The 14,638-nt window shown below is 63.6% G+C and carries 11 protein-coding genes; 9 read left to right on the forward strand and 2 right to left on the reverse strand.

The features are described from left to right. Positions 1-42 precede the first annotated feature (42 nt). Together VKR55_RS05225 and VKR55_RS05230 are read right to left on the reverse strand one after the other, a co-directional pair. Positions 43-2,613, reverse strand: coding sequence for an ABC transporter permease (locus VKR55_RS05225; protein WP_324400436.1), 2,571 nt, complete (start codon positions 2,611-2,613; stop codon positions 43-45). A gap of 17 nt (positions 2,614-2,630) precedes the next feature. Beyond that, positions 2,631-3,365: an ABC transporter ATP-binding protein gene (locus tag VKR55_RS05230; RefSeq protein WP_324400408.1), complete on the reverse strand. Its 735-nt coding sequence runs from the start codon at positions 3,363-3,365 to the stop codon at positions 2,631-2,633. On the opposite strand from VKR55_RS05230, the gene VKR55_RS05235 reads away from it, so the two are divergent. The 9 genes from VKR55_RS05235 to odhB all read left to right on the forward strand — a co-directional run. Beyond that, positions 3,364-4,068: an arylesterase gene (locus tag VKR55_RS05235; RefSeq protein WP_324400410.1), complete on the forward strand. Its 705-nt coding sequence runs from the start codon at positions 3,364-3,366 to the stop codon at positions 4,066-4,068. The two genes, VKR55_RS05230 and VKR55_RS05235, sit on opposite strands and share 2 nt — an antisense overlap. 209 nt (positions 4,069-4,277) lie before the next feature. Then, the gene (gene thpR, locus VKR55_RS05240; RefSeq protein ID WP_324400412.1) at positions 4,278-4,814 is read left to right on the forward strand and encodes an RNA 2',3'-cyclic phosphodiesterase; all 537 of its coding nucleotides are present in this window, start codon (positions 4,278-4,280) and stop codon (positions 4,812-4,814) included. A 174-nt stretch (positions 4,815-4,988) separates the two neighbouring features. Then, positions 4,989-6,176, forward strand: coding sequence for a cell division protein ZapE (gene zapE / locus VKR55_RS05245; protein ID WP_324400414.1), 1,188 nt, complete (start codon positions 4,989-4,991; stop codon positions 6,174-6,176). A 259-nt stretch (positions 6,177-6,435) separates the two neighbouring features. Beyond that, positions 6,436-7,404 carry a malate dehydrogenase gene (gene mdh / locus VKR55_RS05250; RefSeq protein WP_324400416.1) on the forward strand — a complete coding sequence of 323 codons (969 nt, stop codon included), beginning with the start codon at positions 6,436-6,438 and terminating at the stop codon, positions 7,402-7,404. Between the two features lie 130 nt (positions 7,405-7,534). Then, positions 7,535-8,731, forward strand: a complete 1,197-nt coding sequence (sucC, locus tag VKR55_RS05255; RefSeq protein WP_324400418.1) for an ADP-forming succinate--CoA ligase subunit beta — start codon at positions 7,535-7,537, stop codon at positions 8,729-8,731. Between the two features lie 4 nt (positions 8,732-8,735). Next, positions 8,736-9,215: a DUF1579 family protein gene (locus VKR55_RS05260; protein WP_324400421.1), complete on the forward strand. Its 480-nt coding sequence runs from the start codon at positions 8,736-8,738 to the stop codon at positions 9,213-9,215. A gap of 39 nt (positions 9,216-9,254) precedes the next feature. After that, positions 9,255-10,139 (forward strand): succinate--CoA ligase subunit alpha, encoded by an 885-nt coding sequence (gene sucD, locus VKR55_RS05265; protein WP_324400423.1) that lies wholly within the window; start codon positions 9,255-9,257, stop codon positions 10,137-10,139. A 134-nt stretch (positions 10,140-10,273) separates the two neighbouring features. Then, the gene (locus VKR55_RS05270; RefSeq protein ID WP_324400425.1) at positions 10,274-13,243 is read left to right on the forward strand and encodes a 2-oxoglutarate dehydrogenase E1 component; all 2,970 of its coding nucleotides are present in this window, start codon (positions 10,274-10,276) and stop codon (positions 13,241-13,243) included. 158 nt (positions 13,244-13,401) lie between these two features. Beyond that, positions 13,402-14,638, forward strand: a 1,237-nt coding sequence (gene odhB, locus VKR55_RS05275; protein ID WP_324400427.1) for a 2-oxoglutarate dehydrogenase complex dihydrolipoyllysine-residue succinyltransferase, incomplete at its 3' end; no start/stop codon positions are given.

Consider the following 14,638-nt stretch of genomic DNA (forward strand, 5'->3'; position numbering starts at 1 on the left):
GCCGGAAGCCGGTTAACCCTGTCTTGCCGGTGCTTCAACTTGTCATAGATTGCGCAGCACCGAGGCAGGCTTCTGGTTCAGGGCAAGCAGCGTTCCGGCAAGCCCCAATCCCACCGTCACGATGAGGGCGGCAAGCACCACGGAGGCCGCGCTGCTCGCCTGCCAGACGAAGCTCAGCGTCATCAGCCGTGTGACGATCAAATAGGCGGCGACGGAACCCGCGATCACGCCGAAGACGGCGGTAGCCAGTCCGATCAGGAGATATTCGAGCGCGTAGGCCGCAAGCAGTCGCGCGCGCGTCGCGCCCAGCGTCTTCAGGATCACGGCGTCATAGACGCGGTGGCGATGGCCGGCCGCGAGCGCGCCGCCGAGCACCAGGATGGCGGAGATCAGGGTCACGGCGCTGGCGCCGCGGATCGCGAGCGCAAGATTGGTCACGACTGAGCCAATGGTTTCCATCACCTCACGTACCCGCACGCTCGTCACCATCGGAAAGGCGTCGGCCACCTGCTTGATGATGCGGGCATCGTCCTTGGCACTCGGCTGCGCTTCGGTCAGCGTCGCGATATGGCTGTGCGGCGCGCCCTTGAAGGCGTTGGGCGAGTACACCAGGACGAAATTGATACCCAGGCCTTGCCAGTCGATATTACGCATGTTGCCGATCTTCGCCGGGATGTCGCGGCCGAGCACGTTGACGACGATCTCGTCGCCGAGCTTCAGCTTCAATCCGTCGGCGATCTTCTTCTCGATCGAGACCAGCGGCGGGCCGTTGTAGTCGGCGCCCCACCATTCGCCTTCGACGATCTTCGAACCCTTTGGGATCTCGCTCGTGTAGGTCAGGCCGCGGTCCGAGTGCAGCACCCATTCCGCGTCCGGCGACGGGTTGAGCTCCTCGGCGTGCACGCCGCGCGCGGCGACGATACGCCCGCGCAGCATGGGCACATCCTCGACCGTCGATTGCGGCTCGATCTTGGTGAGGAAATTGTTGAAGTGGTCGGACTCGGAGGAGGGGATGTCGATAAAGAAGAACGACGGCGCACGTTCGGGCAGCGCCGCCAGGAACTGATGGCGCAGATTGCCGTCGATCTGGGTGATGGTGACGAGCACAGCGAGTCCGAGGCCAAGCGAAAGCACGACGGACGGCGTCAGCGCGCCGGGCCGGTGGATGTTGGCAATCGCAAGCCGCAGCATGGTGAAGCGCGATCGCGGCAGTGCCCGCGCGATCGCCATCACCACTTCGGCAATGCCGCGCAGCAGCGCGAACACCACCATCGCGGAGACGACGAAGATCGCCGCAACGCGCCGGTCATAGGCGAGCCCGATCACGACCGCGATGAGAAGCGCGATCACGATCGCCATCAGCGCGAGATAGCGCCAGCGCGGGCGATGCCATTCGGTACTGACGGTGTCGCGGAACAGCGCCGCCACCGGCACGTCATGGACACGGCCGAGCGGCCACAGGCCGAAAGCGAGCGTGGTCAGGAGGCCGTAGACCAGCGCCAGCGCCAGCTCATTCGGATGAATGGCCGGCACTACCGGCAGCGGCAACAGCTTGCCGAACAGGCCGACGATGACATAGGGCAGCGCGGCGCCGGCGATGAGTCCAATCACCGAGCCGAGCGCGGCCAGCACGACGACCTGTGTCGTGTAAATCGCGAACACGTCGCGGCCTGTGGCGCCAAGTGCCTTGAAGGCCGCGATCACGTCGAGGCGCCGGTCGATATGGGCTTTCACCGCATTCGCCACGCCGACGCCGCCGACAAGCAGCGCGGCGAGGCCGACCAGCGTCAGGAATTGCGTGAAACGGGTGATGTTGCGTTCAAGCTGCGGCGAGGCGTTGGCGCGGCTGCGGACCTCCCAGCCGGCCTCAGGCAGCGCGGTTCGTGCGTCCTCCATCAGCGCGTTGACGGCGCTGTCCGACACGTTGTCTGGCAGCTTGATGCGATAGTTCCAACGCACCAGGCTGCCCGGCTGGATCAGTGTGGTCGCATACAGTGCCGCATTGCTGATCAGGAAACGCGGGCCAAAGCCGATGCCGACGCCGAGCTTGTCGGGCTCCGCGTCGAGCGCGCTGCGGATCTGGAAGCGTGCGCCTCCAATTGTAACGATGTCGCCGATTTTCAGATCGAGCCGGGCGAGCAGCGTCGGGTCGGCAGCCGCGCCAAACACGCCGTCGCGTTCGTTCAGAATATCGCCGAGCGGCAAGGCCGGATCGAGCGCGAGCTCGCCGACCAGCGGATAGGCGTTGTCGACCGCCTTCATCTCCACCAGGGCGAGCCGCCCGTCCTTCGCGCGCGCCATCGCGCGCAGGGTCGCGATCGCGGAGACCTGTCCGCGCGAGTGCAGGAAGGCGAGCTCGTCCGGCTTCGCCTCGCGCTGGAACAGGATGAAGCAGACGTCGCCGCCGAGCAGGTTGCGGCCTTCGCGCGCCATGCCGTCGCCAAGGCTCGCCGCCACCGAACCGACGCCGGAAATCGCCATCACGCCGAGCGCGATGCAGGAGATGAAGACGTAGAAACCGCCCAAGCCGCCGCGCAGCTCGCGCAGCGCATAGCGCAGGCTGAGCGACATCCCGCGGCCGTTGCGTGTCGGTACGGGCGCCAACCGCTCCATGCTTTCCGAAGCGATGGTCATGAGGCCGCGATGCGCGCTGCGCTGGTGCCATCGACGCGGCCGGAGCGCAGCCGGACAACGCGATCGCAGCGCTGCGCCAGCGTGGTGTCGTGGGTGACCAGCACCAGCGTCGTGCTGCGCTCGGCATGTTTGGAGAAGATAAGATCGATGATCTGCTTGCCGGTCGCTTCATCGAGATTGCCGGTCGGCTCGTCGGCGACAAGGATCGCGGGATCCGGCGCCAATGCCCGCGCCAGCGCAACGCGCTGCTGTTCGCCGCCGGAAAGCTGCGTCGGATAGTGATGCAGCCGATCGCCGAGGCCGACGGAAGTCAATTCCTGCGCGGCGCGCGCGGACGCATCGCCATTGCCGGCGAGCTCGAGCGGCACGGCGACGTTCTCCAGCGCCGTCATGGTCGGGATCAGATGAAACGACTGAAACACGATGCCGACCTGGCGGCCCCGGAAGCGCGCCAGCGCGTCTTCGTCGAGGGCATTGAAACGCGTTCCGTTGACCACCACCTCTCCGCTATCAGGACGTTCAAGGCCCGCCATCACCATCAGCAGCGTGGATTTTCCAGAACCCGAAGGCCCGATCAGGCCGATCGCTTCGCCGGATCCGACGCGCATGCTGATGTCCTTCAGGATGTGAACGCGTGCGGCTCCGCTGCCGAGCGAGAGATTGACATTGGAGATGGAAATGGTGTCCGGCACAGTGCCGGCAAGCGAAGGGGATTCGATGAGGCTGTCCATGGCTCGGTCATATGGCACTTTCGGTGGCTCGGTCGAGAGGCGGCTTTGCCTGTTCGCGCACATCCTTGTGTTGTCGCTCAGCTTGACGGGTGCTGGATCGGCTATAGCGGCCGGCCCGGCCGGCACTGAGGCGAAGCCGATCAAGATGGTGGTGCTCGGCGATTCCCTGTCCGCGGGGCTTGGCCTCAAGGCCTCCGACGCGTTCCCGGCGAAGCTGCAAAAGGCCTTGCATGACAAGGGGATAAACGTCGACATGACCAATGCCGGGGTGTCCGGCGACACCGCCTCGGGCGGCCGCGAGCGGCTCGACTGGTCGGTGCCGGAAGGAACTCAGGCCGTCATCGTCGAGCTCGGCGGCAACGACGCGTTGCGCGGCATCGACCCTGCCGTCACACGCGCTGCCCTCTCAGGCATTTTAACGCGGCTGAAGGCGCGTAACATTGCCGTCATGTTGTGCGGAATGCTGTCGCCGCCAAATTACGGACAAGACTATGCGGAGCGCTTCAACAAGATCTATCCTGAGCTTGCGAAAGCTTTCGGCGTGCCGCTCTATCCGTTCTTCCTCGACGGCGTCGCAGCGAACGCCAAGCTCAACCAGGCCGACGGCATTCATCCGACGCCGCAGGGCGTCGACATCATCGTCAGCAAGATCATGCCCACGGTCGAGGCATTTCTCGGCCCGCTCGCAGGTCAGCATCCCTGAAAAACAGGCATCGAAAATTCCGTCTGTCGGGGATAACGTTGCCTGTCAGCCTTTTTCGCGAGGAGGTTTCCGATCCCTTAACGCCACATGCTTCGCAGAGTCACACAAGTCGGGTAGAAATTAGCCATCGGTGATTCGTCACCGGGATTTGTTTAGGGGTTTGCGCTATGATTCGCTGCGTCAAACCCAAGCATCGGGAGTGTTGAACGATGCCGCGTTTGTTTACTGGACTGGAAATCCCGGCCGATATCGGCCAGACGCTTTCCAACTTGCGGGGTGGCCTCCCCGGCGCCCGCTGGATCGATCCCGAAAATTATCACGTCACCTTGCGCTTCATCGGCGATATCGACGGGGTGTCCGCCAACGAGATCGCGTCGATGCTGTTTCGGGTCAATCGAAAGCCGTTCGAGGTGAAGCTGCAGGGGCTCACCAGCTTCGGCGGCAAGAAGCCGCGCGCGGTGGTCGCCGCGATCGCGCCGAGCAAGCCCTTGATCGAGCTGCAGGCGGAGCTCGAGCGTTTGATGCAGCGGATCGGGCTCGATCCTGAAGGGCGCAAATTCACGCCGCACGTGACGCTCGCCCGCCTCTACGATGCGTCGAGCCGGGATGTCGCCGATTACCTCTCGGTGCGCGGCTACTTCCCGAGCCGGGTGTTCACCGCCGAGCGCTTCGTGCTGTTTTCCTCACGCGCCTCCACCGGCGGCGGCCCTTACGTGGTCGAGGATTCCTACGCACTGAGTGCATGACGCCACTCGCTGCTTCTCGCCATGACCAGATGTGGATGGCCGGGCATAGGCGAGCGGAAGCGACGCCGTCCTTCGGACGGCTATGCCTGGCCATGACGACGGATTAATTTGGCATATCCCTCGCCCCAATTCGCGGCTTGCAATTCTCGCGTATCTCAGGCCGATAGAGCGGGCATGCTCACCACGCCCAACAACTCCTTCCGCAGCCAGTATCAGGCCCTGATTTCCTCCGGCGCGAACGAGCCCGATCCCGCCCAGGCGGAAGTCGCCGACGCCTTTGCCGCGCTGGAGGGCCGGCTTGCGACCTATAAGCCCACTCGCAAGCAGGGTTTGTTTGGCCGCCTGTTCGCTGACAAGGATGAAGCGCCGCCGCGCGGCCTCTACATCCATGGCGAGGTCGGCCGTGGCAAGACCATGCTGATGGACCTGTTCTTTGGGGCAAGCCCGGTCGCGCACAAGCGCCGCGCGCATTTCCACGAGTTCATGGCCGAGGTGCACGAGCGGATCTACAGCTACCGGCAGGAGATGGCGCGCGGCGAGCTCGGCAATGCCGATGTGATCGCGCTGACGGCAGCCGCGATCTTCGACGAGGCCTGGCTGCTCTGCTTCGACGAGTTTCACGTCACCGATATCGCGGATGCGATGATCCTCGGCCGGCTGTTCGCCAAGCTGTTCGAGCTCGGTACCGTGGTGGTCGCAACCTCCAACGTCGCACCCGATGATCTCTACAAGGGCGGGCTGAACCGCGCGCTGTTTCTGCCCTTCATCGCGCAGATCGCCGAGCATATGGACGTGATGCGGCTCGATGCTCGCACCGATTTCCGGCTGGAGAAGCTCACCGGCGTCAGGATGTGGCTGGTACCCGACGATGATGAGGCCACTGCCGCGCTCGGCAAGGCCTGGGCGAGGATGACGGGCAACGCGCCCTGCAAGCCGCGCGACATTTCGATCAAGGGCCGCATTTTGCGCGTGCCGTGCTCCTCGCGCGGCGTCGCGCGCTTCTCCTTTGCCGATCTCTGCGAGAAGCCGCTTGCGGCGTCCGACTACCTGCGGCTTGCGCACGACTATCACACGATCCTGCTCGATCATGTGCCCGTCATGGATTACCCGGAACGCAACGCCGCCAAGCGTTTCATCACGCTGATCGACACGCTCTATGACAATGCTGTGAAGCTGATGGCTTCCGCCGCGGCCGATCCGCTGTCGCTGTATCTGGCGACCGAGGGCAACGAAGCCAACGAGTTCAAGCGGACGTCGTCGCGCCTGATCGAGATGAGCTCGGAATCCTATCTGGCGCTGCCTCATGGGCACAACAAGGATTCCGCCGCCAGCGGCGCCTCCACGGGGCTGGTGGAAACGTGACGTCATTGCGAGCCAACGGGTCGCGCGAATGCGCGCCCGATGACAGGCTCCGCGAAGCAATCCAGACTAGCAAAAAAGGGCTGGATTGCTTCGTCGCTCCGCTCCTCGCAATGACGCTGGGGTCTGGGGCCCTGACCGAAATCAAGGCAGGTCATTGAAATGGGCATGGCCCGACTTGAACGGTCCGGCCTAAAGCGATAACCAGCCTGTCGGCTTTTCCCACCCTCTTCCCCGTTCGGGTTCAAAGGACAGATTTCCCATGGCGCGTGACAAGATTGCTTTGATTGGCTCCGGTCAGATCGGCGGAACGCTGGCTCATCTTATCGGGCTCAAGGAGCTCGGTGACGTCGTGATGTTCGACATCGCCGAGGGCGTGCCGCAGGGCAAATCGCTGGATATCGCCCAGTCCTCGCCGGTCGACGGCTTTGACGCGCAGCTCACCGGCGCCAACTCCTACGAAGCGCTCGACAATGCCGATGTCTGCATCGTCACGGCCGGCGTGCCGCGCAAGCCGGGCATGAGCCGCGACGATCTGCTCTCGATCAATCTGAAGGTGATGGAGCAGGTCGGTGCGGGCATCAAGAAATACGCGCCCAATTCCTTCGTCATCTGCATCACCAATCCGCTGGATGCCATGGTCTGGGCGCTGCAGAAGGCCTCAGGTATGCCTCACAAGAAGGTGGTCGGCATGGCGGGTGTGCTGGATTCCGCCCGCTTCCGCTATTTCCTCGCCGATGAGTTCAACGTCTCGGTCGAGGACGTCACCGCCTTCGTGCTCGGCGGCCATGGCGACACCATGGTGCCGCTGGTGCGCTACTCCACCGTCGCCGGCATCCCGCTGCCCGACCTCGTCAAGATGGGCTGGACCTCGCAGGCCCGCATCGACGAGATCGTCGACCGCACCCGCAATGGTGGCGCCGAGATCGTCAATCTCTTGAAAACCGGTTCGGCCTTCTATGCGCCGGCTGCGTCAGCGATCGCGATGGCCGAGAGCTATCTGAGGGACAAGAAGCGCGTGCTGCCCTGCGCCGCCTATCTCAACGGCGAATACAGCGTGAAGGACATGTATGTCGGCGTGCCGGTGGTGATCGGCGGCAAGGGCGTCGAGCGCATCGTCGAGATCGAGCTCGCCGGCAAGGACCGCGAAGCTTTCGATAAATCCGTTGGCGCCGTTCAGGGCCTGGTCGACGCCTGCAAGAAGATCGCGCCGGACCTGCTCGGTCGCTGATTTGGGGAACGGCCGGGGATCGGTGGGAGCCGGTTCCTGGCTTGAATGTTGGTTGGTATGTGGTATGCCAGAGCAAAATCGGCGTGAATTCATGGAATTCGGCGCCATCAGGGTTCGGGGAGCGTCCTAGATGAATATCCATGAATATCAGGCCAAAGCCGTGCTTTCCGAGTTCGGCGTGCCGATCTCCAAGGGCGTACCAGTCCTGAAAGTCGAAGAGGCCGAGGCGGCGGCCAAGAAGCTGCCGGGCCCGGTCTGGGTGGTGAAGAGCCAGATCCATGCCGGCGGCCGCGGCAAGGGCAAATTCAAGGAGGCGAGCGCAGGCGAGAAAGGTGGCGTCCGCATCGCCAAATCGCCGGCTGAGGCCGCCGAATACGCCAGGCAGATGCTGGGCGCGACGCTGGTCACGGTCCAGACCGGTCCGCACGGCAAGCAGGTCAACCGCCTCTACATCGAGGAAGGCTCCGACATCGACAAGGAGTTCTATCTCTCGCTGCTTGTCAACCGCGAAACCTCGGAAGTCTCCTTTGTGGTGTCGACCGAAGGCGGTGTCGACATTGAGGACGTTGCACACAAGACGCCCGAGAAGATCGTGAGCTTCTCGGTCGATCCCGCCACCGGCATCATGAGCCATCACGGCCGTGCCGTGGCAAAGGCGCTCAATCTTAACGGCGATCTCGCCAAGCAGGCCGAGAAGCTGACGATCCAGCTCTACAACGCATTCGTCGCCAAAGACATGGCGATGCTCGAGATCAATCCGCTGGTCGTGACCAGGCAGGGTCTGCTCCGCGTGCTCGATGCCAAGGTGGCGTTCGACGACAACGCGATGTTCCGCCATGCCGACGTTGTTGCGCTCCGCGACGAGACCGAGGAAGACGCCAAGGAGATCGAGGCCTCGAAATACGACCTCAACTATGTCGCGCTCGACGGCACTATCGGCTGCATGGTCAATGGCGCGGGCCTTGCCATGGCGACCATGGACATCATCAAGCTCTACGGCATGCAGCCGGCGAACTTCCTCGACGTCGGCGGCGGCGCCAGCGTGGAGAAGGTGGCCGCGGCCTTCAAGATCATCACCGCCGACCCCAACGTGAAGGGGATTCTCGTCAACATCTTCGGCGGCATCATGAAGTGCGACGTGATAGCCGAGGGCGTGGTCGCCGCGGTGAAGCAGGTCGGCTTGAAAGTGCCGCTGGTGGTGCGGCTCGAAGGCACCAACGTCGAGCAGGGCAAGAAGATCATCCGCGAGTCCGGGCTGAATGTGCTGCCCGCGGATAATCTCGACGACGCCGCGCAGAAGATCGTGAAGGCCGTCAAAGGGAGCTGACACCATGGCCGAGGACCATCTCGCCGCCCCGTCGCCGCTGCCGGAGCACAACAAGCTTGCGGTGTTCGCCGGTGAATGGAAGGGCGAGGAGACGGTCTATCCCTCGCGCTGGGTCGCTGGCGGTCAGGCAACCTCCCATGTCACAGCCCGCATGGGTCTCAACGGCTTCTATTTAATCCAGGACTCGCGCCAGATCCGTGACGGCAAGGAGAGCTTTGCCACCCATGCGCTCTTCACCTATGACCGCGAGGATCGGACCTACAAATTGTTCTGGCACGACTCGCTTGGCTATTACCCGCCGTCGCCCGCTTCCGGCGGCTGGGCCGGCAAGTCGCTGGTGCTGGTGCGCGGCTCGCTCCGTGGCAATGCGCGCCACGTCTACGAGATCGTCGACGACAACACCTACACCATGAAGATCCAGTTCTCGCCCGATGCGGAGGGCTGGTCCGATGTTCTCACCGGCACCTACCAGCGCGTCAGCTAGTCAAAGTCTCACCCAAGCGTCCCGAAAGCATTCGAAGACATGTCCATCCTGATCGACAAGAACACCAAGGTCATCTGCCAGGGTTTTACCGGCAAGAACGGTACCTTTCATTCCGAAGCTGCCCTCGCCTACGGCACGAGGATGGTCGGCGGCACGTCGCCCGGCAAAGGCGGATCGACGCATCTGGGGCTGCCGGTGTTCGACACCGTGAAGGAAGCCAGGGACAAGACCGGCGCTGATGCCTCGGTAATCTACGTCCCGCCGCCGGGCGCGGCGGACGCGATCTGCGAGGCGATCGATGCCGAAATCCCACTGATCGTCTGCATCACCGAGGGCATCCCGGTGCTCGACATGGTGCGCGTGAAGCGCTCGCTGTCGGGCTCGAAGTCGCGGCTGATCGGCCCGAACTGCCCAGGCGTCATGACTGCCGGCGAGTGCAAGATCGGCATCATGCCCGCCAACATCTTCAAGCCGGGCTCGGTCGGGATCGTATCGCGGTCCGGGACGTTGACCTACGAAGCGGTGTTCCAGACCACTCAGGAAGGCCTCGGCCAGACCACTGCGGTCGGCATCGGCGGCGACCCGGTCAAGGGCACTGAATTCATCGATGTGCTGGAAATGTTCCTGGCCGATGAGCACACCAAGTCGATCGTCACGATCGGTGAGATCGGCGGCACGGCGGAAGAAGACGCCGCGCAGTTTTTGAAGGACGAGGCCAAGCGCGGCCGAAAGAAGCCGATGGTCGGCTTCATCGCCGGCGTCACCGCGCCTCCCGGCCGCCGCATGGGCCATGCCGGCGCGATCATTTCTGGCGGCAAAGGCGACGCCGGATCCAAGGCGGAGGCGATGAAATCGGCGGGAATCACCGTCTCGCCGTCGCCGGCACGGCTCGGGTACACGCTTGCAGAAAAATTGAAGGCTTAGTTCAGTCCTTAGTTCTTTTAGGCGCGAACATTCGTCCTAAATAGGGTATGGGTTCTCCCACATGGCCAGTCCTGCCGGGAACTGGCCTTTGCGCCGTCTGTTACGCGCGAACCTAAAATCACCAGGACGCCATCATGTCTCGTCAGGACGCGAACGCCGCCTTTGCCCTCTCATCGTTTTTGCAGGGCACCAATGCCAGCTATATCGACGATATCTACGCCCGGTACGAGCAGGATCCGGCGTCAGTCGACGCCGAATGGCAGGAGTTCTTCAAGAGCCTGAAGGACACGCCGGCCGATGTCCGCAGGAATGCCGAAGGCCCCTCCTGGGCCCGTGACAACTGGCCGCTGGCGCCGCAGGACGATCTCACAAGCGCCCTCGACGGCAATTGGATCGAGGTCGAGAAGGCGATCGGTACCAAGATCGCGGCGAAAGCCAGGGACAAGGCCGCGGCCAAGGGCGCCGAAATCACCGCGGCCGAAGTGCACCAGGCCACCCGCGATTCCGTCCGCGCGCTGATGCTGATCCGCGCCTACCGCATGCGCGGCCATTTCCACGCCAATCTCGATCCACTCGGCATCGAGGCGCCGCGCAATCGCGAGGAGCTCGACCCGCGCTCCTACGGGTTTAGCGAAGCCGATTTCGACCGAAAAATCTTCCTCGATCACGTGCTTGGGCTCGAATACGGCACGCTGCGCGAGATCGTCACGATCTGCGAGCGCACCTACTGCCAGACGCTCGGCGTCGAGTTCATGCACATCAGTAATGCCGCACAGAAGGCGTGGATTCAGGAGCGCATCGAGGGTCCGGACAAGGAGATCAGTTTTACCCGCGAGGGGCGCCGCGCCATCCTCAACAAGCTGATCGAAGCTGAGGGTTTCGAGAAGTTCTGCGACCTGAAGTTCACCGGCACCAAGCGCTTCGGCCTCGACGGGGCAGAGTCGCTGATCCCCGCGCTCGAGCAGATCATCAAGCGCGGCGGCAATCTCGGTGTGAAAGAGATCGTGGTTGGCATGCCGCATCGCGGCCGTCTCAACGTGCTGACCCAGGTGATGGGCAAGCCGCACCGCGCGCTGTTTCACGAATTCAAGGGCGGCTCGGCCAATCCCGACGCGGTCGAGGGCTCGGGCGACGTCAAATATCACCTCGGCGCGTCGTCGGATCGCGAGTTCGATGGTAACCGCATCCATCTGTCGCTGACCGCGAACCCGTCGCATCTTGAAATCGTCGATCCCGTGGTGATGGGCAAGGTGCGCGCCAAGCAGGACCAGCATGGCGATCCGCCGGACCAGCGCATCTCGGTGATGCCGCTTCTGATGCACGGCGACGCTGCGTTCGCCGGTCAGGGCGTGGTCGCGGAATGCTTCAGCCTCTCGGATCTGAAGGGCTACCGCACCGGCGGCTCCGTGCATTTCATCGTCAACAACCAGATCGGCTTCACCACCTATCCGCGTTATTCGCGTTCTTCGCCCTATCCGTCCGACGTGGCGAAGATGATCGACGCGCCGATCTTCCATGTGAACGGCGACGATCCGGAAGCCGTGGTGTTTGCTGCCAAGGTCGCAACCGAGTTCCGGCAGAAATTCCACAAGCCGGTCGTGATCGACATGTTCTGCTATCGCCGGCACGGCCACAACGAGGGCGACGAGCCGGCCTTCACCCAGCCGGTGATGTACAAGAAGATCGCTGCGCATCCGACCACGCTGGAAGTCTATGCCAAGCGCCTGGTTTCCGACGGCGTCATCACCGAAGGCGAGGTCGAGAAGGCCAAGGCCGATTGGCGCGTGCGTCTCGACGCCGAGTTCGAGGCCGGCGCCGGCTACAAGCCGAACAAGGCCGACTGGCTCGACGGCAAATGGGCCGGTTTCAAGATTGCAGGCGAGGAAGAAGATGCCCGTCGCGGCGTCACCGGCGTCGATGCTTCAGTGTTGAAGGATATCGGCCGAAAGATAACCAAGATGCCGGACGGTTTCCGCGTCCATCGCACCATCGCCCGCTTCCTCGACAACCGCGCCAAGGCGATCGACAACGGCGTCGGCATCGACTGGGCGACCGGCGAGGCGCTAGCCTTCTGCACGCTGCTGGAGGAAGGCCATCATGTGCGGCTGTCCGGCCAGGATTCCGAGCGCGGCACCTTCTCGCAGCGCCATTCAGTCCTGATCGACCAGGAGGACGAGAGCCGCTACACGCCATTCAATCATCTCGGAGTCGATCAGGGCCATTACGAGGTCATCAACTCGCTGCTCTCGGAAGAGGCTGTGCTCGGCTTCGAATATGGCTATTCGCTCGCCGAGCCGAATGCGCTCGCGATGTGGGAAGCGCAGTTCGGTGACTTCGCCAACGGCGCGCAGGTGCTGTTCGACCAGTTCATCTCCTCGGGCGAGCGCAAATGGCTGCGCATGTCTGGCCTCGTCTGCCTGCTGCCGCATGGCTATGAGGGGCAGGGACCGGAGCATTCCTCCGCGCGTCTGGAGCGGTACCTGCAGATGTGCGCCGAAGACAACATGCAGGTCTGCTATCCCACGACGCCGGCGAATTACTTCCACGTGCTGCGGCGCCAGCTTCATCGCGAGATCAGGAAGCCGCTGATCCTGATGACGCCGAAGTCGCTTCTGCGCCACAAGCGCGCGGTGTCGCGGCTCGACGAATTGGGCAAGGGCACGACTTTCCACCGCATCCTTTATGATGACGCGCAAATGCTGCCGGATGAGAAGATCAAGCTCGTGCCGGACGACAAGATCCGCCGCGTCGTGTTGTGCTCGGGCAAGGTCTATTATGATCTCTACGACGAGCGTGAGAAGCGCGGCCTCGACGACATCTATCTGATGCGTGTCGAGCAGCTTTATCCGGTGCCGCTGAAGGCGCTGGTGATGGAGCTCGGCCGCTTCAAAGGCGCCGAGATCGTCTGGTGCCAGGAGGAGCCGCGCAACATGGGCGCCTGGCACTTCATCGAGCCCTATCTCGAATGGGTGCTGAACCAGATCAACGCGCCGAACAAGCGTCCGCGTTACGCCGGTCGCGCTGCGGCGGCGGCGACCGCGACCGGTTTGATGTCGAAGCACGTGGCACAGCTCAAGGCCCTGCTCGACGAGGCGTTAAACTGAAAGACTTCAACTCGTCACGCCCCGCGAAAGCGGGGCATCCAGTACCCGGCACTGTTCGATAGCATCACAACCGTTCCGGCGTACTGGATCGCCCGCTTTTGGGGGCGATGACGGAACGAAATTTATGAGCGCATAGGCGTCTCTAGAGGAAACAGATCATGACTGAAATTCGCGTTCCGACGCTGGGCGAATCGGTGACCGAGGCCACCATCGGCCGCTGGTTCAAGAAGGCCGGCGAGGCCGTTGCGGTCGACGAGCCGCTGGTCGAGCTCGAGACCGACAAGGTCACGATCGAGGTGCCGGCGCCGTCCGCCGGTGTGCTCGGCGAGATCGCGGCCAAGGATGGCGACACGGTTGCCGTTGGCGCGCTGCTCGGCATGATCAATGACGGCGCGGCCGCTGCCGCCGCAAAGCCCGCTGCCGCGGCCCCTGCTGCCAGGCCGGCTGCGCCGCCTCCGCCGCCCCAACCGGCTGCCGCCGCATCAGCGCCTGCTGCACCGAAGGCGCCGCCGTCGGATGCTCCGCTGGCGCCGTCGGTCCGCAGGCTGTCGGCCGAGAGCGGCGTCGATGCCTCGACCGTGCCGGGCTCCGGCAAGGATGGCCGCGTCACCAAGGGCGACATGCTGGCCGCGATCGAGAAGGCGGCCGCTGCGCCAACCCCGGTCAGCCAGCCTGCCGCGTCGGTGCAGGTCCGCGCACCCTCGCCGGCGGATGACGCCGCGCGCGAGGAGCGCGTGAAGATGACGCGGCTGCGCCAGACCATCGCGCGCCGCCTGAAGGACGTGCAGAACACCGCTGCGATGCTGACGACCTTCAACGAGGTCGACATGACCAACGTCATGGCCATGCGTGGGCACTACAAGGACGTGTTCGAGAAGAAGCACGGGTCGAAGCTCGGCTTCATGGGCTTCTTCACCAAGGCCTGCGTGCAGGCGCTGAAGGACATTCCGGCCGTCAACGCCGAGATCGACGGCACCGACCTGATCTACAAGAACTATTACCACGTCGGCATTGCGGTCGGCACCGACAAGGGCCTCGTCGTGCCGGTCGTGCGCGATTGCGACCACAAGTCGATCGCCGACATCGAGAAATCGATCGCCGATTTCGGCCGCCGCGCCCGCGACGGCCAGCTCAAGATCGACGAGATGCAGGGCGGCACCTTCACCATCACCAATGGCGGCATCTATGGCTCCTTGATGTCGACGCCGATCCTCAATGCGCCACAGGCGGGCATCCTCGGCATGCACAAGATCCAGGAGCGGCCGATGGCGATCGGCGGCAAGGTCGAGATCCGGCCGATGATGTACATCGCGCTGACCTATGACCATCGCATCATCGACGGCAAGGAAGCGGTTTCCTTCCTGGTGCGCGTCAAGGAATCGATCGAAGACCCGC

This window comes from Bradyrhizobium sp. (genome assembly GCF_035309285.1).
Taxonomy (GTDB): domain Bacteria; phylum Pseudomonadota; class Alphaproteobacteria; order Rhizobiales; family Xanthobacteraceae; genus Bradyrhizobium.

What these genes read in the sequence shown, in the direction of transcription:
- VKR55_RS05225 (WP_324400436.1), bottom strand. Translation starts at nt 2,613, where the DNA reads ATGGAGCGGTTGGCGCCCGTACCGACACGCAACGGCCGCGGGATGTCG.
- VKR55_RS05235 (WP_324400410.1), top strand. Translation starts at nt 3,364, where the DNA reads ATGGCTCGGTCATATGGCACTTTCGGTGGCTCGGTCGAGAGGCGGCTT.
- VKR55_RS05230 (WP_324400408.1), bottom strand. Translation starts at nt 3,365, where the DNA reads ATGGACAGCCTCATCGAATCCCCTTCGCTTGCCGGCACTGTGCCGGAC.
- thpR (WP_324400412.1), top strand. Translation starts at nt 4,278, where the DNA reads ATGCCGCGTTTGTTTACTGGACTGGAAATCCCGGCCGATATCGGCCAG.
- zapE (WP_324400414.1), top strand. Translation starts at nt 4,989, where the DNA reads ATGCTCACCACGCCCAACAACTCCTTCCGCAGCCAGTATCAGGCCCTG.
- mdh (WP_324400416.1), top strand. Translation starts at nt 6,436, where the DNA reads ATGGCGCGTGACAAGATTGCTTTGATTGGCTCCGGTCAGATCGGCGGA.
- sucC (WP_324400418.1), top strand. Translation starts at nt 7,535, where the DNA reads ATGAATATCCATGAATATCAGGCCAAAGCCGTGCTTTCCGAGTTCGGC.
- VKR55_RS05260 (WP_324400421.1), top strand. Translation starts at nt 8,736, where the DNA reads ATGGCCGAGGACCATCTCGCCGCCCCGTCGCCGCTGCCGGAGCACAAC.
- sucD (WP_324400423.1), top strand. Translation starts at nt 9,255, where the DNA reads ATGTCCATCCTGATCGACAAGAACACCAAGGTCATCTGCCAGGGTTTT.
- VKR55_RS05270 (WP_324400425.1), top strand. Translation starts at nt 10,274, where the DNA reads ATGTCTCGTCAGGACGCGAACGCCGCCTTTGCCCTCTCATCGTTTTTG.